The 20413-nt window shown below is 70.3% G+C and carries 15 protein-coding genes; 2 read left to right on the forward strand and 13 right to left on the reverse strand.

The annotated features are described in order from the left end of the window. Positions 1 to 7: 7 nt before the first annotated feature. Positions 8 to 1813 (forward strand): ABC transporter ATP-binding protein, encoded by a 1806-nt coding sequence (locus BIX52_RS12730; RefSeq protein WP_245803191.1) that lies wholly within the window; start codon positions 8 to 10, stop codon positions 1811 to 1813. A 141-nt stretch (positions 1814 to 1954) separates the two neighbouring features. Here the strand turns inward: BIX52_RS12730 and BIX52_RS12735 are convergent, their stop codons facing one another. From BIX52_RS12735 to BIX52_RS12790, 12 genes are all read right to left on the reverse strand, one after another. Continuing rightward, entirely contained in the window at positions 1955 to 2992 is a 1038-nt protein-coding gene (locus BIX52_RS12735) for a C-terminal binding protein (RefSeq protein WP_075221441.1), read from the reverse strand. 8 nt (positions 2993 to 3000) lie between these two features. Next, positions 3001 to 4119, reverse strand: coding sequence for a 2-aminoethylphosphonate--pyruvate transaminase (locus tag BIX52_RS12740; protein WP_075221442.1), 1119 nt, complete (start codon positions 4117 to 4119; stop codon positions 3001 to 3003). 7 nt (positions 4120 to 4126) lie between these two features. Further along, positions 4127 to 6160 carry a hydantoinase B/oxoprolinase family protein gene (locus tag BIX52_RS12745; RefSeq protein WP_075221443.1) on the reverse strand — a complete coding sequence of 678 codons (2034 nt, stop codon included), beginning with the start codon at positions 6158 to 6160 and terminating at the stop codon, positions 4127 to 4129. Further along, positions 6157 to 8247, reverse strand: a complete 2091-nt coding sequence (locus BIX52_RS12750) for a hydantoinase/oxoprolinase family protein (protein WP_075221444.1) — start codon at positions 8245 to 8247, stop codon at positions 6157 to 6159. Before BIX52_RS12750 ends, BIX52_RS12745 begins: the two co-directional genes overlap by 4 nt. Positions 8248 to 8334: 87 nt before the next feature. Then, positions 8335 to 9882 carry an ABC transporter substrate-binding protein gene (locus BIX52_RS12755; protein WP_075221594.1) on the reverse strand — a complete coding sequence of 516 codons (1548 nt, stop codon included), beginning with the start codon at positions 9880 to 9882 and terminating at the stop codon, positions 8335 to 8337. 155 nt (positions 9883 to 10037) lie between these two features. Further along, positions 10038 to 11000 carry an ABC transporter permease gene (locus BIX52_RS12760; RefSeq protein WP_205647813.1) on the reverse strand — a complete coding sequence of 321 codons (963 nt, stop codon included), beginning with the start codon at positions 10998 to 11000 and terminating at the stop codon, positions 10038 to 10040. Continuing rightward, positions 10997 to 11986, reverse strand: coding sequence for an ABC transporter permease (locus tag BIX52_RS12765; RefSeq protein ID WP_075221445.1), 990 nt, complete (start codon positions 11984 to 11986; stop codon positions 10997 to 10999). Before BIX52_RS12765 ends, BIX52_RS12760 begins: the two co-directional genes overlap by 4 nt. Further along, positions 11983 to 13242 carry an aminotransferase class V-fold PLP-dependent enzyme gene (locus BIX52_RS12770; RefSeq protein ID WP_075221446.1) on the reverse strand — a complete coding sequence of 420 codons (1260 nt, stop codon included), beginning with the start codon at positions 13240 to 13242 and terminating at the stop codon, positions 11983 to 11985. Before BIX52_RS12770 ends, BIX52_RS12765 begins: the two co-directional genes overlap by 4 nt. Positions 13243 to 13541: 299 nt before the next feature. Continuing rightward, positions 13542 to 14801: a metal-dependent hydrolase family protein gene (locus BIX52_RS12775; protein ID WP_157956254.1), complete on the reverse strand. Its 1260-nt coding sequence runs from the start codon at positions 14799 to 14801 to the stop codon at positions 13542 to 13544. A 120-nt stretch (positions 14802 to 14921) separates the two neighbouring features. Beyond that, positions 14922 to 16565: a GMC oxidoreductase gene (locus BIX52_RS12780; RefSeq protein ID WP_075221448.1), complete on the reverse strand. Its 1644-nt coding sequence runs from the start codon at positions 16563 to 16565 to the stop codon at positions 14922 to 14924. Beyond that, positions 16562 to 17416 carry an ATP-binding cassette domain-containing protein gene (locus BIX52_RS12785; RefSeq protein WP_075221449.1) on the reverse strand — a complete coding sequence of 285 codons (855 nt, stop codon included), beginning with the start codon at positions 17414 to 17416 and terminating at the stop codon, positions 16562 to 16564. Before BIX52_RS12785 ends, BIX52_RS12780 begins: the two co-directional genes overlap by 4 nt. Then, positions 17413 to 18372 carry an oligopeptide/dipeptide ABC transporter ATP-binding protein gene (locus BIX52_RS12790; RefSeq protein ID WP_083660220.1) on the reverse strand — a complete coding sequence of 320 codons (960 nt, stop codon included), beginning with the start codon at positions 18370 to 18372 and terminating at the stop codon, positions 17413 to 17415. The genes BIX52_RS12785 and BIX52_RS12790 overlap by 4 nt, the downstream gene beginning before the upstream one ends. A 348-nt stretch (positions 18373 to 18720) precedes the next feature. On the opposite strand from BIX52_RS12790, the gene BIX52_RS12795 reads away from it, so the two are divergent. Then, positions 18721 to 19473, forward strand: coding sequence for an SDR family oxidoreductase (locus BIX52_RS12795; protein ID WP_205647814.1), 753 nt, complete (start codon positions 18721 to 18723; stop codon positions 19471 to 19473). On the opposite strand, the gene BIX52_RS12800 is transcribed toward BIX52_RS12795, so the two are convergent. After that, entirely contained in the window at positions 19424 to 20254 is an 831-nt protein-coding gene (locus BIX52_RS12800; protein WP_075221450.1) for a GntR family transcriptional regulator, read from the reverse strand. The two genes, BIX52_RS12795 and BIX52_RS12800, sit on opposite strands and share 50 nt — an antisense overlap. Between the last annotated feature and the right edge of the window lie 159 nt (positions 20255 to 20413).

The following is a 20413-nucleotide window of genomic DNA, read 5'->3' on the forward strand; positions in this document are numbered from 1 at the left end:
GCAGCCCATGCGGGTTCTCACGGTCGACGACCTCACCGTGTCCTTCCGCTCCGAGAGGCGGTGGGTGCAGGTCATCAACGGCGTCTCCTTCCATATCGACTCCGGGGAGACGGTGGCGGTGGTGGGCGAGTCCGGCTCCGGCAAATCGGTGACGGCGCTGTCCATCATGCGGCTCCTGCAAAAGAACGTGTCGCGCCTGTCGGGCCGCATCACGCTGGGTGACACCGAGCTGACGGGGCTCTCCGATCAGGCGATGCGGGACGTTCGCGGGGCGGACATCGGCATGATCTTCCAGGAGCCGATGACCTCGCTCAACCCCGTGCTGACGGCGGGGTTCCAGGTGACGGAGGCGCTGAGGCGCCATCGCGGCCTGTCGCGCGGCGATGCGCGGCGGGAAGCGCTTCGGCTCTTCGATCTCGTGCGCATCCCGGACGCGGCGCGCCGATTTGACCAGCACCCGCACACCTTCTCCGGCGGCCAGCGGCAGCGCGTGATGATCGCCATGGCGATGGCGTGCCGGCCGAAACTCCTCATCGCCGACGAGCCGACGACCGCGCTCGACGTGACCATCCAGGCGCAGATCCTCTCGCTGATCGCCGACCTCCAGAAGGAGATCGGCATGGCGGTGATGTTCATCACCCACGACATGGGCGTGGTGGCGGAGATCGCCGACCGCGTCGTCGTCATGCTGAAGGGCGACAAGGTGGAGGAAGGCCCGGTCGCGGACGTGTTCGCCGCCCCGCGCGAGCCTTATACGCGGATGCTTCTCGCCTCCGTCCCCCGCCTCGGCGCCCTCGGCGACACGCTGACGCCGCGCCGCTTCGCCGACCTCTCGGCCGAGGCGGCGGCCGTGGACGCCGCCCCTGCCCCGCCGCCGCAGGAGCCGGATAAGCGCGGCGCGCCGATCCTCACCGTCGACGCGCTGACGACGCGCTTTGCCGTGCGCGGTGGCGTGCTGGGGCGCATGGTGGGCAAGGTCCACGCGGTCGAAAATGTCTCCTTCACCGTGCGCGAGGGGGAGACGTTGGCGCTGGTGGGCGAATCCGGGTGCGGCAAGTCCACCACCGGGCGCTCGCTGCTCAGGCTGATCGAGCCCGCCTCCGGCGCGATCCGCTTCGAGGGGCGCGACGTGATGGCCGCCACCCCGGCCGAGATGCGCACCGTGCGGCGGCGCATGCAGATGATCTTCCAGGACCCGTTCGGCTCGCTGAACCCGCGCAAGACCGTCGGCGCGTCGATCCGCGAGCCGATCATGGTGCACGGCCTCGGCAGCGCGGCCGAGGCCGAGGCGCGGGTGGCCGATCTCCTGCAGCGCGCCGGGCTGACGCCGGAGCACGCCTTGCGCTTCCCGCACGAGTTTTCCGGCGGGCAACGCCAGCGCGTCGTCATCGCGCGGGGGCTGGCGCTGAACCCGTCGCTGCTGGTGGCGGACGAGAGCGTTTCGGCGCTGGACGCCTCGGTGAAGGCGCAGGTCGTCAACCTTCTCCTCGATCTGCAGCGCGATCTCGGCCTCGCCTTCGTGTTCATCAGCCACGACATCGCGGTGGTGGAGCGGATCAGCCACCGGGTGGCGGTAATGTATCTCGGCGAGATCGTGGAGATCGGCCCGCGCGCGTCTGTCCTCACCTCCCCGCGCCATCCTTATACGCAGAAGCTGATCGAGGCGGTGCCGATCGCCGACCCCGCCGAACGCCAGGCCCGCAAGGGTCTGATGACGGACGAGATCCGCAGCGCCGTTCGCCCGCTCGACTACGAGCCTGAACCGCGCCGCATGATCGAGGTCGCGCCCGAGCACTTCGTGATGGAGCACTGAGACCACGGACTGAGGTCTGTGAACGCCTCCAGGGTCTCATGAATGCTGAAGTCGGCAACAGGCGACTTCAACGGGAGCGCGAGGGGGAAGCCCCTCGCGGAGCGTCCCGCTCTCGAAGGTGCCGGGGCTCCGCTCGGCGGCTCAGCCCCCGACCGAAAAGCCGTGCCGCTCCAGCTCCCGCGCATTGACGCAGCTGCGCACGGTGCCGTGGGTCAGGTACGCCATCGCCGCGCGGGTGGAGAGGCGGCGCATGTCGGCGAGGCCTTCGGGAGAGTAGAACGCGGCGTGGGGGGTGATGATCAGGCGCCCGTCCAGCCACGGCTCGCGCGCGCCCCACGCGACGATCAGCGGGTGGGAGCGGTCGAGAGGCTCCTTCGGCAGAACGTCCAGGCCGGCCGCACACAGGGCTCCGGAGCGAAGGCCGCGCTCGACGGCGGACAGGTCCATCGTTCCCCCGCGCGCCGTGTTGATGAGGACGGCGCCCTCCTTCATCGCAGCGATGAAGGCGTCGTCCACGATCTCGGTCGTCTCGGCCGTCAGCGGGCAGTGGACGCTGACGATGTCCGACTCGGCGAGCAAGGCCTCCAGGCTGGCGGCGCGCTCGAACCCCAACGCCAGCTCGGCGCCTGCGGGGAGGTAAGGATCATAGAACACGATCCGCATGCCGAAGGCGCGCGCCCGCAGCGCCGCGGCGGTGCCGATCCGCCCCAGCCCCAACACGCCGAAGGTGCGCACCGAAAGGCGCCGCACCGGGGGCAGCGGCAGGGCGTGCGTCCCCCACGCATCGTCGCGCGTCCACAGCCGCTCGGCATAGGTCGGGATGCCGCGCGACAGGGCCAGCATCAGGCCGATGGCGTGGTCGGCCACCTCCATGGTGCCGTAGTCGGGCGTGTTGCAGACCGGAATGCCGCGCTCGGCGCAGGCGTCGAGGTCGATGTGGTTGAAGCCGACACCGGCCTGCACCACCACCTTCACCGTGGTGAAGGCCTCCACCAGGGAGCGGGTGATGTAGTGGCGGCTGCGGCAGTTCACCAGCGCGTCCGCACCGTCCAGCGCGGCGGGGTCCACGGGGTCGTAACCGGGGCGCAGGATGGTGAACTCTGTGTCTGCCCCGGCTTCGTCGAGCTCGATGTCGGGGGTGCCATCGAATTGCGGGTCGATGATGGCGATGCGGGTCATGGAGGCACTCATGCAGGTTCGGTGGCCACGCCGATCTCGGCGAGGGATTCGTCAATGGCAGCGAGTACCAGAGTCATGTCGCTCTCGCCCAGGTCGCCCATGCAGCCGATGCGGAATGTGCCGGCGGCGGTCAGGCGTCCGGGGAAGATGATGAAGCCGCGCTTCTCCATCGCCTCGTAGAAGCGGGGGAAGGAATAGGCCGGGTCTTCGGGGTCGACGATGGTGGCGATGATCGGCGCGGCCACATCGTCGGGCAGCAGTGTCTGAAAGCCGCGCTGGCGCAGACCGTCGACGAGGCGGCGCCAGTTGGCGCGGTAGCGGGCGGCGCGGGCCTCCATCCCCTCGGCGCGGTGCCGCTCGCACCCCTTGGCGAGGGCGGCGACGACATGGGTCGGCGGTGTCCAGCGCCAGAAGCCGTTGGCCTCCAGAAAGGCCCACTGGGCGTGAAGGTCGAGCACCACGGAGGGCGAGCGACCGGCCGACGCCTCCAGCAGATCCCGCCGCGCCACCACCAGCGCCACGCCCGGCACGGACTCCAGGCACTTGTTGGGGGAGATGAAGATGGCGGCGACGTCCATCGCCGCAGCGTCGAGCGGGAATCCGCCGAACGAGGCGACCGCGTCCACCATCAGGAGCTTGCCATGGCGTTTGGCCACCTCGGCCACCATGGCGACGGGGTTGAGCACCCCGGTCCCGGTCTCGGCGTGGCAGATCATGATGTGGGTGATCGCCGGATCGGCGGCCAATGCGGCCTCGATGTCGGCTTCGGTCGGCAGCGGCAGCATGGGAAGCTGCAGCGTGGTCACGTCGAACCTCGCGCCGGTGGCGATCTCGGTCAGGCGCTTGCCGTAAAAGCCGTTCTCGATGACGAGGATGCGGCTTTTCTCGCGGTCGACCAGCGTGTGCAGCCCCGCCTCGACGCCGTAGGTGGCGCTGCCCTGAAGCGGTACGCATTCATGGGTGGCGGCGCCGTTGCACAGCTCCAGCATGTAGGCGCGGATGGCGCGGGTCATGCCCTGGTGCGTCGCCGCGTTGGGGCTGTGGTCGGTCAGCATCTCGGCCTTGATCTCGGCCGGGACGGTGAGCGGTCCGGGGGTCAGTAGGTAGCGTTTCTCGGGTTTCGTCATCCGTCCCTCATGCCGCATCCGTCGCCGAAAGGGCGGCGCGGAGCTTATTCATCTCGGTATCGAGCCGCGCGCGGGCGGCGGAAAGGTCGCCGATCACCTCGTCCATCGGCACAGGACCGGCCTCGGCGAGGCGCGGAACCACCGCCTCGAACAAAGCGCGGCGGCGCAGCGGGCGGTGGCCGGGCGAAAGCGCCATCAGCGCCGCGTTCAGCTCCACCATGGTGGCGTCGTCGAACAGCGCATCCCAGGCGGCGCGCTCGGGGCCGAAGCCGAAGGCGGCGACGGGCTCGTCGTCGTCGCGGTCGGCGCGGCGCGAGGCGCGCTCGGATTCGGTCTCCGCCTCGTCAAGCTCGCCGTCGATGATGACGACGCCGTAGTCGCGGCAGGCGGCGTCCGGCGTGACGTAGCCGAGCCGCACGTCCTCCACCACCATGGCTATGGGGCGTTCCAGCGGGTCGCCATAGCCGCCCCCGCCGGGGGTCATGATGGTGACGGTGTCGCCTGGCTCGGGGTGGAAGATGTCGAGCTTGCCGAGGTCCCGCTCGTCCGGGGTGCCGAGGTTGAGGACGACGCGCGCCTTCTCGCCCGGCAGGCCGCCCGCCATGCCCCAGGGGCGGAACACGAACCGCTCCATGCCGCGGCCCAGCACCGCGCTGCCCGCCTTGGCGATCTTCACCTGAAACACCACTCCGGTGCCGCCGCGCCACATCCCGGCGCCGCCCGAGTCGGGGCGCAGCGCGTATTCGGTGATGATCGCCTCGGCCTCCTCCTCGGTCTTCTCCATCGGCGTGTTGCGCTGGTTGGCCAGCGAGGAATCGCGCCCGTCGACCCCGTCGGCGCCGTCACGCGCGCCGGTTCCGCCGACGAGGGATTGCAGCACCATCACGCGGCGGTCACCCGTGCGCTCGTCCTCCTCGACGAGGACGGCGGGGATCATGATGCCGCCGCTCGCCGCAGGCATCACGCCGGGCTTGGCGGAGGACATCGCGCCGACCAGCGCCTCGTTGAGGCGGATCGCTGTGGCGGAGCGGATGCCGACGGCCGCGCCGGGCGCCGGGTTCATCACCGAGCCGCGCGGGGCGTTGACGGTGATGTTCTCGAAGATGCCGTGGTTGAGCGGGATCGTCTTGTCGTGGCTGAAGATGAAATGCATCAGCTTCAAGGTCAGCCACGGGTGGCGGTGGCCGCCGGTGGGGATGTTGTAGGCCGACAGCACCTGCGGGTCCGACCCGGTGAAGTCGAGATGGATATGGCCGTCCTTGGCGGTCAAGGTGCAGCGGACGCGGATGGGGACTTTGGAATTGTAGTCGTCGTCCATCAGGTCCCAGAAGGTCCAGGACCCGTCCGGGATCATCTTCTGCACCGCCAGCGCCTTCTGCGCGGCGACCTCGCCGAGGTCGGCCTGCGCGTCGAGGAAGGTCTGGACGCCGTGCAGGGCGATGAGCTGTTTCACCCGCCGCTCGCCCACCAGGAGCGCGGAAAGCATCGCCTTGATGTCTCCGAGGTTGACTTCGGGCGTGCGGCAGTTGGCGCGGTAGAGGGCCAGTACGTCCTCGTTCATCACCCCTTCCTTGACGAGCTTCAGAGGCGGGATCTGCAGCCCCTCCTGAAAATTGTCCGAGAAGCGGGGCGAGATGGAGGACGGCACGCCGCCGCCGATGTCGGCCGAGTGGATGAAGTCCCAGGCGTGGCAGACGATCGTCCCGTCGTGGAAGATCGGCCGGATCAAATGGAGGTCCGGCATGTGGGTCGCCAGCCCCTCGGACAGGTAGGCGTGGTTGGTGATGACGACGTCGCCGGGGCGAAGGTCCGGCACGCGCGACAGGGTCGGGCCGACGTTGCTGTCGAGGAAGCCGGACACGCCCATCACCTTGGGATAGGCGAAGAAGTGGCCGTCCGGCGTGGCGAGCGCGGTGCCGAAGTCGCCCGCCTCCTTCACGTAGGTGGTGCGGGCGGTGCGCTGGAGGGCGATCGCCATCTCCTCGGCGATGGCCGTCACCTTGTGGGACATGATTTCGACGAGGACGGGGTCGAGCCTCATTGCGCCGCCTCCCGCGACAGGTGCAGCGTGCCCAGGCGGTCGGCGACGGCGCGCCAGCCGGGAAGCACGAAGGTTGTGGTGTCGAGCTGCTCGACGATGGCGGGCCCGGCGATCACCGCGCCGCGGCCGATGTCGGCGCGCTGGTAGACGGCGGCCCGCACCTGGGCGCCGCGGTGCCAGACCGGGCGGTGGCCGCGCGGCTCGGGCGTCGCGGCATCAGGTTCGGGGAGCGCCACGGGGGCGACGCGGCCGATGACGCCGAGGCGCACCGTGGCGGTCTCGATGGGCGTTTCGTCCTCGCGGAAGCCGTAGAGGCGGTCATGCTCGGCGTGGAAGCGCTCGGTGATGCCGGCCTCGTCGATCCCGTCCCGCTCGGCGGGGGGCACGATGATCTCGATCTCGTAGGCCTGGCAGCCGTAGCGAAGGTTGAACGACACCGACACGTCCGCCTCGCCGACGAGGTTTCCTTCGGTGGCGAGCCAGGCGCGCGCCTCCGCCTCCAGCTCGTCGATGATGGCGGCGATGGCGGGCCAGCCGGACCGGCCGGGCGCGACGGCACCGATGGTGTGGCGGGCGGTGCGCACATAGTCGCGCCGCACGTCGGCCAGGATGGCGCCGAGCGCACAGAAGGTGCCGGGCGCTGTGGGGACGAGGACGGTGCCCATCTGCGCCTCTTCGGCGAGGAGGCTGGCGTGGGTTGGCCCGGCCCCGCCATAGGCGACGAGGGCGAAGTCGCGCGGGTCGACGCCGGCGGTGGCGAGGAGCTTGGTGATCTCGGTCGCCATCTTGGCGCTGGCGACGTCGACGGCGGCGGTGGCGGCCTGCACGGCGCGGTCCGGCCCGCCGGGTGCCCCGGTATAGCCCAGCGTGTCGGCGATCCCCTCCAGCGCGGCCCTGGCGGCGGCGACGTCGAGCACCATGCGGCCACCGAGGAAGGTGGCGGGGTCGATGATGCCGAGTGTGATGTAGCAGTCCGTCATGGCGGGTTCGGTGCCGCCGCGGCCGTAGGAGACGGGGCCGGGATCGGCGCCCGCCGACAGCGGGCCGACCTTGAGGAGCCCCGCCTTGTCGACCCAGACGATGGAGCCGCCCCCCGCCCCGATGGCGCCCACATTGACCACCGGCATCATCAGCGGAAAATCACCGACGAAGGTGGTGGTGGTGAACTCAGGCACGCCCGCCTGGCAGACGGCGATGTCGGCGGAGGTCCCGCCCATGTCGAAGGTGACGAGCTTGGCGCGGCCGCCCGCCCCGCCCACCTTTGTGGAGGCGACGACGCCCGACGCCGGGCCGGACAGAACGGTGTCGATCGGCCGTTCGCGCGCGGTCTTGAGGCTCAGCGTGCCGCCGTTGTTGGCAGTGATGTAGATCGGCGCGGTGACGCCCTTCCCCGCCACGCGGCTCTCCAGCCGGTCGAAATAGCGCGTCATCAGCGGGTGGATGTAGGCGTTCAGTCCGGCGACGAGGCCGCGCTCATATTCGCGCACCTCCGGCCAGATGGTGCCGGACGAGGTGACGAGAACGTCCGGCAGGCGCGGTGCCAGCGCCTCGGCCAGCGCCAGCTCCAGCGAGGCATCGCGGTAGGCGTTGAGGAGCACCACGGCGACGGCGTCCACCTTGGCGGCGGCGAGCTGCTCGGCGAGCGCGTCCACCTCCGCGGGGTCCAGCGGGGTGATGAGGCTGCCGTCGGACCGCATGCGCGCCGACACCTCGAACACCAGGTCGCGCGGGACAAGCGGCGCCTCGCGCGGGACGGTGAAGTCGTAGGAGCTCGGCAGGCGCAGGCGGGCGATCTCGAGGAGGTCGCGGTTGCCCTTGGAGACGACGAGGGCCATGCGCGCCCCGCGCCGCTGGATGATCGCATTGAGGCCGATGGTGGTGCCGTGGACGATCAGTTCCACCTCGTCCGGGCGGACCCCATGAGAGGCGAACAGCGCGGCGAGGCCCCGCTCCACGGCCAGGGACGGATCACCCGGAACGCTCGGCTCCTTGTGGAAGGCGAGGCTTGCGCGGGTGCGGTGGGCGAGGACGAAGTCCGTGAACGTACCGCCGACGTCGATGCCGATGCGGTAGGAGGCGTCGCTCATGACGGCCTTTCAAGCGATGTGGGAGAGGTGTCCGCGCAGAGGGCCGCGCGGACGGGGGACCCGAGGGCCGTTCGTCCGACGTGGCCGTCAGTCCATCGTCACCCAGCGGATCTCGAGCCAGTTGTCCGGCCGGACGGGGGCGGTGACGGTATCCTTCATGGCGTAGACCAGCACCTGATTGTAGAGCGGCACGTAGAGCACCTCGTCGGTGATCTCGCTGAAGATCTCCTCCATAAGGGCGGTGCGCTTGGCCGCGTCCAGCTCGTCACGCGCGGAGCGGATCTTCGCGTCCAGCTCCGGGTTGGCGTACTGGTTGTAGTTGTAGATGCCCTCGCCCGCGTCGTCGTTGCGGCTCATCAGCATCGTTTCCAACGCATACATGCCGTCCGCGAACGGGCTGTTGAAGCCCATCATGAACGCGGAGGTATCGCGCTCCCACAGCTTGGGGAAATACTGGGCGCGCGGCATGGCGTTCAGCGTCACGTCGAGGCCGATGCGCGACAGCATCGTCACCAGCGTGCGGCACACCTGCTCGTCGTTGATGTAGCGGTTGTTCGGGCAGTCGAGGGTGAAGGCGAACCCGTCCGGATAGCCGGCTTCGGCGAGGAGTTCCTTCGCCTTCTCGGGGTCGTAGGCGGGCGCCTCGTCGTTGGCGGCGAGGTAGCCGTTGTTCTTCGGCGCCAGGATCTGGTTCGTCTTGGAGGCGAGGCCGCGCATCACCGTCTTCACGATCGCATCGCGGTCGACGGCGTAGGAGATCGCCTCGCGGACCTCCTTCTTCTTGAAGGGGTTGCCCTCCGCCTCGACATATTGCGGATCGTCATTGGCGAGGTCGAAGCCGAAGAAGATGGTGCGGAACTCGTCCACCTGCTCGATCTTGATGCCGGGCGAAGCCTCCAGCCGCGCGACGGCCTGGCTCGGCACGTCGATCACGAGGTCGAGTTCGCCCGACAGGAGCGCGGCGATGCGCGTGGGGTCCGAGGCGATCGGGTTGAACTCGATCGTCTCGATATCGTCGGCCATCTCGCCCCAATAATCGTCACGCAGGGTGAAGACGGATTTGGAGTCCGGCGCGCGGCTTTCCAGCACATAAGGGCCGGTGCCGTTGGCGTGGAGCGCCGTATAGCTTTCCTCGCCGGACTTCAGGTCCTGCGGGGTGAGCGCGCCGTTCGCCTCGGTCCACTCCTTGTCCATGATGGGGATGTTGGCGAGACGGTCCGGCAGCAGCGGATCGGGCTTCGGGGTGACGACGTCGACGGTGAGGTCGTCCACCACGTTCACCGTCAGCCCGGCGGTGTAGCCGGAGAATTGCGAGCTCGGCGCCTGGCTCCGCTCGATGGTGAACTTCACGTCGTCGGCAGTGAAGGGCGCACCGTCGGCGAAGGTGACGCCCTCGCGCAGGGTGAAGCGCCACGTGGTGTCGTCGGTCTGCTCCCAGGCGGTCGCCAGCATCGGCGCCTTGGCCATGTTCTCGTCGCGCGTCACCAGCGGCTCGTAGATCCACGAGAGCACGGTGATGGTGGTCTGGATGTTCTGGGCCTGCGGATCCATCGTCCCGGCGTCGGCCTGGGCGCCGATGCGCAGGGTATCCGCGCTCGCCGCCCCGGCGAGCAGGGTGAGCGCGGCTGCGCCCATCAGCAGGCTCGCACGCCGGGCAGCGCGACGGGTCACTCCGGTGCGAAGGGTCTTTCCGGTGCGAAGGGTCTTTCCGGTGCGAAGGGTCATGGGGGGTCGTCCGCTCATGGGCGTCCTTTCGGTCCGTTCGAGGGGCAGAAACGGTGCGACGGACATCATCGCAGCCGGGGATTGAGGGCATCGCGCAGCCAGTCACCGAAGAGGTTGACCGCGAGAACGAGGATGAGAAGCGCGAGGCCGGGGAAGATGGCGAGCCACCATTCGCCCGACAGGAGATAGCCGTTGCCGACGCGGATCAGTGTGCCGAGCGACGGCTGCGTCGGCGGCAGGCCGAGGCCGACGAAGGAGAGCGTCGCCTCCAGGATGATCGCCACCGCGAGCTGGATGGTGGCGAGCACGAAGACCGGCGTCATCACGTTGGGCAGGATGTGGCGGAACAGGATGAAGCCGGACGATTGGCCGATGATGCGCGCGGCGGCCACGTAGTCGGCCCGCGCCTCCACCATCGTGGCGGCGCGGATGGTGCGAGCATATTGCACCCATCCGGCGAGCGCGATGGCGAGGATCATCACCGGAACGGCGAAGGTGGCGTGGGCGCCCTGGCCGAGCGCTGCGCGGATCACCCCGTCGAACAGCACGGCGACGAGCATCGCTGGGAAAGTGAGCTGAACGTCCGCCACGCGCATGATGATGGCGTCCCACACACCGCCGCGGAAGCCCGCCAGGAGGCCGAGCGCCACGCCGATGAGGAGCGACAACGCCACCGCCGCGATGGAGACGAAGAGCGAGATCCTGAGCCCGTAGATGATCGCGGAGAGGATATCGCGCCCCTGGTCGTCGCCGCCGAGGGGGAGCGACCAGGAGCCGCCCTCCAGCCAGGCGGGCGGGCGGAACGCGTCGGAGAAGTCGAGCGAGGAGAGATCGCGCACATCGTGCGGGGCGACGAGGCCGGGGAAGGCCGCCGCCACCATGAAGAGGACGACGACGAGGAGCGACAGCAGCGCCACGGGACTGCGCAGAAGGTCGCGCACCACGTCGCTCCGCGCCGCGCCGGCGAGCGCTGCCACGGGGCCGGTGCGCGGACGCCGGACCGGGGCGGCGGCCGAGGCGCCCTTCACGCGCGCCCCCCGGCGGCCACGTCGGCGCGAAGGCGCGGGTCGATCGCGTAATAGGCGAGGTCGACGGCGAGGTTGATGAGGACGAAGAAGACCGAGATGAGGATGAGGTAGGCCGCCAGCAACGGCACGTCCGCCGCCGCCACCGACTGCAGGAAGAGAAGCCCCAGCCCCGGCCATTGAAACACCTGCTCGGTGATCACCGCGAAGGCGATGACCGAGCCGAGCTGCAACCCCGCCACGGTGATGACCGGCACCAGCGTGTTGCGCAGCGCGTGGTTGACGTAGACCGAGCGGGAGGAGAGGCCGCGCGCCTGGGCGAAGCGGATATAATCCATGCGCATCACCTCCAGCATCTCCGCGCGCACCAGGCGCATGATCATCGCGATCTGAAACACCGAGAGGGTGATGGCGGGCATGATCAGCGCCTTGAGGCCGCTCGCCGTGAGGAGGCCGGTCGTCCAAACGCCGCCGAGATCGGTGACGGTGCCGCGGCCGAAGGAGGAGAGCCAGCCGAGCTTCACCGAGAAGATCCAGATGAGAATGAGGCCCATGAAGAAGGACGGCATGGAGATGCCGACCAGCGACACCGCCAGCGCCAGATGGCTGCCGAAGCGTCCGCGATGGAGCGCGGCATAGATGCCGGCCGGGATGCCGACCGCGAGCGCCAGGATCATGCCCGTCGCGGCGAGCTCGATGGTGGCGGGGGCGCGTTCGGCCAGGACCCGCGCGACAGGGGTGCCGAGCCGGTAGGAGAGGCCGAAATCACCCTGCACGGTGCGCCACACATAGTCGGCGAACTGGATGACGAGGGAGCGGTCGAGGCCGAGTTCGGCGCGCAGGACGTCGCGCTGGATGCCGGTGGAGTTGGCACCGAGGATCGCGAGCAGCGGATCGCCGAGGAAGCGGAACATCAGGAAGGCGAGCACCATCACCGTGAAGACGACGACGAGCGCCTGACCGACGCGCTGGAGGAGGAAGACGATCATCCCGCCCCCTGCCCGGCCGCCTTCGCGGCAGCGGCTTCGGCGGCTTCGGCGGCGGCTGCGACCGCTTCGGCCACCGCCGGGCCGAGCCCCTCATAGTCCTCGAACGTGTTATAGACCTGGGCCGAGATGCGCAGCCACACGGTTCCGGCGATGGCTGTGAAGGCGGCCTCGGTGCGGTGGTTCTCCGACAGGTGGGCCGACAGCGCGGCGAAAGTCTCGCGCGTCGCCGGAAGCGGGCGCGGCAGGCCGATCGTCACCATGGACTGGAACGCGGACGGGGTGGCGCCGAGGCCGGTGCCCATGGCGCGCGCGGTGTCGGTGGCGGCGGCGAGCGCCAGGGCGCGATTCGCGGCACGCAGGTCCTCCCCGCCCAGCGCCTCGTGCAGTCGAATGGCCGACGGGAGGGTGAGCGCGGCCGACATGTCGCGCGTGCCCTGCTTGTCGAACTCGGCCGCGAAGCCTTGGCCGAAAGCGTGCGAGATCGCCAGCGGGTGGACCGGCGCGGCGGAGGGCGAGACGGCGAGCACGGCGCAGCTTTTCGGCCCCATCAGCCACTTGTGGCCGTTGCCGACATAATAGTCGGCGTCGATCGCGTCGATGTCGAGCGCGAGAAGGCCCGGCGCATGGGCGCCGTCGATGAGAAGCGGCACGCCCTGCGCGCGGCACAAAGCGGCAATGTCCGCCACGGGGAAGGTGACGGCCGAGCCCGACGCCACGTGGTCGACGATGACGAGACGGGTGGCCGGGCCGATCGCCGCGGCGATGGCGGCGGGCGCCTCGGCCGGGTCCAGCGGCAGGCCGAGCGGCACGGTGACGATCTCCGCCCCCGTCGCCTGCGCCATGAAGGCGAGGAGCTGGCGCACCGCGTTATATTGGTGATCGGTGACGACGATCTGGTCGCCGGGCCCGAGCGCGAGGCTCCGCAGCACGGTGGCGACGCCCTCGGTGGCGTTGGCGACGAAGCCGAGCCGCTCCGGTTCGGTGCCGAGGAAGGGGGCGACCGCCTCCGCAGCGTGGCGCAACGCTTTGGGCAAGATGGTCATGAAGAAGCGGGTGGGGTTCGCCTCCATCCGCCCCCGCCATTCGGCCTGCTCGGCGGAAAGGCTGAGCGGTGTCGCCCCGAAGGCGCCGTGGTTGAGATGGCGCGTACCCTCTTCCAGCGCGAACAGGTGGCGCGCGTCGAGGCGGCCCGCCGCTCCGCCACCGTTCGACCCGGACGGCGGCGCACCGGGCGGGGTGGCGCTGGCTGCCTCCATCCCTGGCGCTTCCTCGCCGGACGGATCGTCGCCGGGAGCATCCTCGCCCAACGCCGCCAGCCCACGAGCTGGATCCTGCGCGAGTAGGCGCCGACCGCCCGGCCCCCGAACGCCCTCACCCCGAGCGCCCTCCGCCCGAGCCCCCGAAGCGGGAGTAGCCGCGGCGGCCACCGTCTCGCGGGGACCGTTCGCCGCAACGGCGCAGGACGGTTCGCCGCGGGACGGCTCGTGCGACAGGCTGGAAGGCGCCGGAGCGATCATGGTCACCCGCTTCGTCTATGCGTTAGACTGTATAACAATTAGCCATGCATATGATCAAGGCATATATCGTGCCCGCCCCCGCCCGAGCGGATTTGCCGGCCGCCTTTGAACACCGTCAGACGACCCGGATCGCCCAGAATGGAGATGTCGGCGAAGGGATCGCCGTCGACGAGGACGAGATCGGCGAGCCGCCCGACGACGAGCCGTCCGGCCTCGATGCCGAGAAGGTCGGCGTTCGTCGCGGTGGCGGCCGTCACCGCCTCGGCGGGTGTCAGCCCACCTTTGACGAGGTAGGCCAACTCGCGCCAGAACATCGAGCCGTGCGCCACTTGGAAGCCGGCATCGGTGCCGCAGGCGATCCGAATTCCGGCCTCCTTCGCCCGCTCCAGCGTCTCCCATTTGGCGTCGCGCGACGCCTCGAGCCAGCGCCAGTGACGCGGCGGCACCCCCTGCGCAGCCGGGTCCAGCTCGAAGTTGCGCTCGTTGACGAGGAGCGTCGGCACCAGCACCGTTCCGCGCTCGGCCATCAGCGCGATCACCGCATCGTCCGTGAAATGGGCGTGCTCCACGCAGTCGACGCCGCGGCGGATGGTTTCGGCCAGCGGCACCTCCCCGGTGGTGTGCGAGGCGACGTGGAGCCCCCAGCGGTGCGCCTCGTCGCAGGCCGCCTCGATCTCGTCCGCCGCCATCTCCAGCCGGCACCAGGCGCCAGGCCCGCCATAGGCCGGCCCGCAGGTGTTCAGCTTGATGAAGTCCGCCCCGCGCTTGACCTCTTGGCGCACGCCGTGCCGGAACCCGTCCGGCCCGTCGCAAGGCTGGGTCAGCCCCTCGAAGTGCGTCTGGTCGCCCCAGCCGGGCTGGTCCATGTGGCCGCCCGTCACCGTCAGCCCGCGCCCGCACGCCTTGATGCGCGGGCCATCCACCTGCCCCGCCTCGATCGCATCACGCAGGTCGATGACGACGCCGCCCGGCGCGTGCATGTCGCGCACGGCGGTGATGCCGTGGTCCAGCGTGGCCCGCGCATAGCCGGCGGCCCGCAGCGCGATGGCGGGGTAGGACAATTCCGCATGCTCGTTGCGGAAGGCGGCCTTGGTGGCCGCACCACTATAGGCAAGGTGAACATGCGCATCGATGAGGCCGGGGATCAGCGTGCGGCCCGGCGCGTCGATCAGCCGGGCGCCGTCCGGGTGGCCGATCTCGTCCGCCGCACCCACGGCGGCGATGCGGTCACCGGCCAGCAGCACGGCGCCGTAAAAAGGCTTGTCGCCGGTGGCGGTAAATATGTTGGCCCGGATCACGGTGAGACGCGTGCGTGCCGGGGAGGCAAAAGGGTGAGGCACATGGGCCATCGGAGGGTCCTCGAAGGGTGTCATGAAATGCGCCGCGGTGGTGGGCTGGGCCGGCGGAATGGCATCGGCTCAGCGCTCCGCAAGGATGTGGTCCGCGGTCCGCAAGGCGAGGGCCTGCGCCGTGGCGGTGGGGTTCATCGCGCTCGCCGTCACGAATACGCTCGGATCGGTGATGAAGAGGTTCGCGACATCATGGCACCGCCCGAACGGATCGGTCACGGAGGTTTCGGGATCCGTCCCCATGCGCGCAGTGCCCATGATGTGAAATCCGGCCTGGCGCTTCAAAGGCTCCACCGCCACCGCCTGCGCACCGGCGACGCGCAACAGCTCGTCGGCCCGCGCGATTCCGAAGTCGAGAGCGCCACGCGTCTCGGCGGATAGGCGGTAGGACATGCGCGCGGCAGGCAGGCCGTCCCTGTCGGCGAGCCGGCCCGACAGGGTGACCTCGTTCCCCTCCTCCGGCCGATCCTCGACGCAGATGTTAAGACGGGCGCGCACCGTCCCCGGCCCGGCCCTCCCCGGCGCTTCGGTGCGGGCCGCCTCGGGAACAAGTTGCATCTTGAACCCGGCGGAGAGGCGGCGCGCCGGATCGGGCCGCAGAAATTCCAGGCAGACGAGCCCCGCCTTCTGGCCGCGGGCGATGGCGGCATCTGCGGGAAGGGGTATCGCACCCTCCACCTGGGCGTGCGGGTGCAGCATGAGGTTGCGGCCGACCTGGCCGGACCGGTTGGCCGCCTCCGACAGCAAGAGCAGGCGCGGCGTGCCGAGCCCGCCCGCGGCGAGGATGACGCGCCGCGCGGCGAGCCGCACGGTTCCCCCGTCCGTGGCGCAGAGGACGCCGGAGACGCGCCCGTCCCAAAGCTCCAGCCGCTGCGCCCTCAGCCCGGTGAGGACGCGTGCCCCGGCGGCGACGGCGGGCGCCATGTAGCAGCGGTCCGCCCCGGCGGCGATGCGTGCGGGGCACCCGGCATCGCACGGCCCATCGTGGGTGCAGAGGTCTCCTGCCCCGCGCGCCAGCTCGACCGGCCAATGGTGCCATCCGAGCCGGTCGAAGGCGGCGGACATCGCCGTGCCGAGAGGGCCCAGCGGCGGCAGCTGCCGCAGCGCCTGCGCCGCGTCGCGGGCGGGACCCGCGGGGTCGCCGCGGTGGGCGGCGAGGCCCATCATCTCCTCGTTCACAGCATAGTGGGCGGCGATGTCGTCATGGGTGATCGGCCAGGCCGCTCCGCCGGTATGGCCCAGGAAGTCGCCCTCGCGAAAGCGCGGGATATGGGCCGCCCACCACAAGGTGGTTCCGCCCACCGCGTTGCCGGTGGAGGCTTTGATCGGGCTGTCGGCGTCGTCCACCGGAAGATCCCACGTCCCTGCACGCACGTTGGGGTTCTCGTGCAGCGGCCCGGCGCGGCGCGCGGCGTAGTCCGCGCTGGCAAAACCGAAGTCCTGCGCGCCGAGCCACGGCCCCGCCTCCACCGCGACCACGTCGACCCCCGCCGATGCGAGGCGCCATGTGGCCGCCGCGCCGCAGGCCCCGGCACCGACGACGACGACTTCCGCCTCGATCGGGCGATCCGAGGCCGTGCGCCTTGACGCCGCGCCCTCCGTGGCCGCGCCGTCCATCGCGGTGCGGTGGGCCGACGCGCCTTCCGTCGCCGTCCGGTCCGTCGCCGTGCGGTCGGCCGTCGCCGAGAGGTCGCACGCGCCGCGCGCTGTCATCGGCCCGCCTCCTCGACCGCGCGGTGCGTGTCCGCTTCCTCCACGGCCTCCACCGTCGGCACGGCGGCGATCAGGCTTTGCGTATAGGCGTGGGTCGGCGCATCGAGGATCTGCGCGGCGGGTCCGTCCTCCACCAGCCGCCCGCGCGACAACACGCCGATATCGTCGGCCATGTAGCGCACCACGGCGAGGTTGTGGCTGATGAAGAAATAGGTGAGGCCGAGCTCGTCCTGCAGGTCGCGCATCAGATTGAGGATCTGCGCCTGCACCGAAACGTCGAGGGCCGAGGTGGGCTCGTCGCAGATGATGAAGTCGGCGCGGGTGGCGATGGCGCGCGCGATGGCGATCCGCTGGCGCTGCCCGCCGGAGAACTCGTGCGGAAAGCGGGTGCCGTCCGCCGGGTGAAGGCCGACGCGCTCCAGAAGCTGGCCGACCGTCTCCAGCGTCTCCGCGCGGCCTTTGCGCTGGCCGGGGCCGCGCAGAGGCTCGCCGATGATGTCGTCCACCTTCCAGCGCGGGTTGAGGCTCGAATAGGGGTCCTGGAAGACCATCTGCATCCGCCGCCGCGCGCCGTTCTCCTGCGCCCCCGCCCCGGTCACAGGCGCCCCGCCGAGGCTGATCTGCCCCTTCGTCGGCGCCAGCAGGCCGGCCACCATGCGCGCGATGGTCGATTTTCCCGACCCCGACTCGCCCACCAGCGCATAGGTCGTGCCGCGGCGGATGGTGAAGGACACCGCATCCACCGCCGTCAACGCGGGCGGGCGCTGACCGGCGAGGCGCATCGGCAGCGTCCGGCGCGGGGCGAACACCTTGGTCAGCCCCGAAACGGCGAGGAACGGCGCCCCCGTCATGAAGCGCCCCCGTAGAGGTGGCAGGCGACGCGCACCGCGCCGTCGGCGACGCTGGCGGGACGCGTGACGCTGCAGGGCGCGACGGCGGCGGCGCAGCGCGGGTGGAAGGCGCAGCCCGCCGGGATCGCCGACAATCGCGGCATGGCTCCCGGAATGGAGACCAGCCGCTCAGGCCGGTGGGAAAGGGGCGGGATCGCCGCCATCAGCCCTTTGGCGTAGGGATGGCGCGGGCGGCGCACCACCTCGTCCACCGGCCCAGTTTCGACGACGCGGCCGGCATACATCACCGCCACCCGGTCGGCCATGCGGGCGATCACGCCCATGTCGTGGGTGATCAGCATCAGCGCCGTGCGGCGCTCGCGGCAGAGACCGCTGAGGAGGTCGAGGATCTGCGCCTGGACCGACACGTCGAGGGCCGTCGTCGGCTCGTCGGCGATGATCAGCTCCGGCTCGCCCGCCAGCGCCAAGGCGATCACCACCCGCTGACGCATCCCGCCGGAAAATTCATGCGGGAAGGAGGCGAGCCGTCCGGCGGCGTCCGGAATGCCGGTCTCCTCGAGGAGGGCGACGGCACGGCGCCGCGCACCGGCCGCGTCGAGGTTGAGATGGGTGCGGATGGTCTCGATCAATTGATCGCCGATGGTCAATAACGGGTCGAGGCTGACCGAGGGGTCCTGAAACACCATGCCGATGCGCCGGCCGCGGATCGGGCGCATCTGCCGCGCGTTCAGATTGTCGATCCGGCTGCCCGAGAGGCGGATCTCTCCGCCCGTGACCCGGCCCCCTCCGGCGAGCAGGCCGATGACCGCGGCCCCGGTCACGGACTTCCCCGCCCCCGATTCGCCGACGACGCCGAGCACCTCGCCCCGCGCGATCTCGAACGACACGCGGTCGAGCGCGGTGAGCGCGCCGCGGCGGGTTGTGAAGGTGACGCTCAGGTCGCGAACGCCTAGCACCGGCGGGGCCGCGGGACTGTCGAAAGGGGCCGCGGCACTGTCAGAAGGGCTGATCAACGGCAGGTAGACCTCACACGTGGATGGCCGGTGCGGCGAGGACCGACCCCGGCCGAAACCGCCCAGGATCGAGGCAAAGGGTATGCCATTTCCCGTCGGAAAGGGTGGGCACAACCCCGCTCTTTCCGGGCCGTCGCGCGTGGGGGCTGGGGTCGCTCCGGCCCAAAATTTGTATAACAAGCTAACATAACGGGTTGAATTGACAATCCGCGGACCGCGCGCCTCGTCCAGCCGGACGGTTGAACGAAGCGGCAGTGAGACAAGCAACGAAGGACGAAAAATTTGCTGAGATTGGCGGATAAAATTGCGGTCATCACCGGCGGAGGGTCGGGGATCGGCCTCAGCGCGGCGCGGATCTTCGCCGCGGAGGGCGCACGGCTCGCTCTGGTGGATCGCGACGCGGCCGCGCTCGCGGCGGCCAAGGCCGAGATCGGCGCAGCGGTGCACCTCACCTTGTGCGGCGACGTGGGCGACGAGGCGGTGGTGAAATCCCACGCCGCCGAGATCGCCACGACGATGGGGCCGCCGGACGTGCTCCTGTGCGCTGCCGGCTGGTCCACCGGGCACCGCGCGGCCGATTGCGATCTGGCGTCCTGGAACGCGGTGATCGCCACCAATCTCACCGGCACCTTCTTGTGGGCGCGAGAGGTGGTGAACGCCCTCACCGCGGTGCAGCGGCCGGGCTCGCTGATCTTCGTCGCCTCGCAACTGGCCTTTGCCGGATCGCGCGGCAATGCTGCCTATATCGCCGCCAAAGGCGCCGTCGTCAGCCTCGCAAAATGCATGGCCAACGATCATGCGATGGACGGCATCCGCGTCAACGCGCTGGTGCCGGGGGCGATCGACACGCCGATGCTGCGCCGCAGTTTCGCGCGGGCGCCGGCCCCGGAGGCGGCGCGTGCACGCTCGATTTCGCGCCACACGATGGGGCGGCTCGGCCAGCCGGACGAGGTCGCGCGTGCCGCGCTCTTCCTTGCCAGCGACGAGGCGTCCTTCACGACCGGCTCGTGCCTGATGGCCGACGGCGGGTGGCTCGCCGGGTAGGTGCCGCGCCCGCGCCCTTGCCGCTGTCGGCCGACGCGGCGAGCGTCGTCCCGGCGGTGCCGCCCGGTCCGCCCAAAGGCTCCGCGTCGAGATCGAGCGCATGGCCGCCGGCGGCCCCATAGCCCCGGCGCTCCGGAAGAATGTGGTCCCGCAAGATGTCGCGGATCTGGTCGGCGCTGAGGTCGCCCGCGACGGCGTCCTTCAACCGGTCCCGAAACGCCTCGTGGCGGCGCACCACGACCCACAGATCCACGTCCCGAAACCGGGCGAGGTTGAGGATGATGAGGACGTGCCGCGCGATGGCGGTCCACAACGTCATGTAGATGGGGTTCTGCGCCGCCTCGCAGATGAGGGTGTGGAAGGCGACGTCCGCCTCCAGCATCTCCGTCGTATCGCCGTTGCGGGCGGCGCGGGCCATCGCCTCGATCCCCGCATCCAGCAACGTGAGGTCGGAGCGCCCCTCCCGCCAGGCGGCGATCGCCTCGCGCGTGAACAGCGTTTCGACCGCGAAGCGCGCCTCGTGCACGCTCGCCACGGTCTGCTGCGAGAAGGTGACGACCTTGTAGCCGCGATGGCCGCCCCCATCGATGATGCCTTGGGTGGCGAGGATCTTGAGCGCCTCGCGGACCGGCACCCGGCTCACTCCGAGCTCAGCGGCGAGCGCGGTCTCGACGATACGCTCCCCGTCCGCCAGTTCGCGCGCGGCGATGGCCTGGGCGATATGGTTGGCGATGGCCTCGGGAAGGGCCTCGGCGCGCTTGAAGGTCGAGGCTGGCGCCATTCCGGTCTTTCTCATCATCAGAAGGTGGCGGACCTGGTCAGGCCCGTCGAGGCTCCGGCGGGCGACGCCGGCCTCGTTTTGTGGCGTGCCGCCACGGCGATTACAAGCCGCACCCGCCACTGCCCCCTGCCGGCGCGCATGGGTTGTGCCGCTTGCGCC

The sequence above is a fragment of the Acuticoccus yangtzensis genome, assembly GCF_001927245.1.
GTDB classification, from domain to species: domain Bacteria; phylum Pseudomonadota; class Alphaproteobacteria; order Rhizobiales; family Amorphaceae; genus Acuticoccus; species Acuticoccus yangtzensis.

Coding starts and splice junctions, on each gene's coding strand:
- BIX52_RS12730 (WP_245803191.1), top strand. CDS start 8: ATGCGGGTTCTCACGGTCGACGACCTCACCGTGTCCTTCCGCTCCGAG.
- BIX52_RS12735 (WP_075221441.1), bottom strand. CDS start 2,992: ATGACCCGCATCGCCATCATCGACCCGCAATTCGATGGCACCCCCGAC.
- BIX52_RS12740 (WP_075221442.1), bottom strand. CDS start 4,119: ATGACGAAACCCGAGAAACGCTACCTACTGACCCCCGGACCGCTCACC.
- BIX52_RS12745 (WP_075221443.1), bottom strand. CDS start 6,160: ATGAGGCTCGACCCCGTCCTCGTCGAAATCATGTCCCACAAGGTGACG.
- BIX52_RS12750 (WP_075221444.1), bottom strand. CDS start 8,247: ATGAGCGACGCCTCCTACCGCATCGGCATCGACGTCGGCGGTACGTTC.
- BIX52_RS12755 (WP_075221594.1), bottom strand. CDS start 9,882: ATGGGCGCAGCCGCGCTCACCCTGCTCGCCGGGGCGGCGAGCGCGGAT.
- BIX52_RS12765 (WP_075221445.1), bottom strand. CDS start 11,986: ATGATCGTCTTCCTCCTCCAGCGCGTCGGTCAGGCGCTCGTCGTCGTC.
- BIX52_RS12770 (WP_075221446.1), bottom strand. CDS start 13,242: ATGGAGGCAGCCAGCGCCACCCCGCCCGGTGCGCCGCCGTCCGGGTCG.
- BIX52_RS12780 (WP_075221448.1), bottom strand. CDS start 16,565: ATGACAGCGCGCGGCGCGTGCGACCTCTCGGCGACGGCCGACCGCACG.
- BIX52_RS12785 (WP_075221449.1), bottom strand. CDS start 17,416: ATGACGGGGGCGCCGTTCCTCGCCGTTTCGGGGCTGACCAAGGTGTTC.
- BIX52_RS12800 (WP_075221450.1), bottom strand. CDS start 20,254: ATGGCGCCAGCCTCGACCTTCAAGCGCGCCGAGGCCCTTCCCGAGGCC.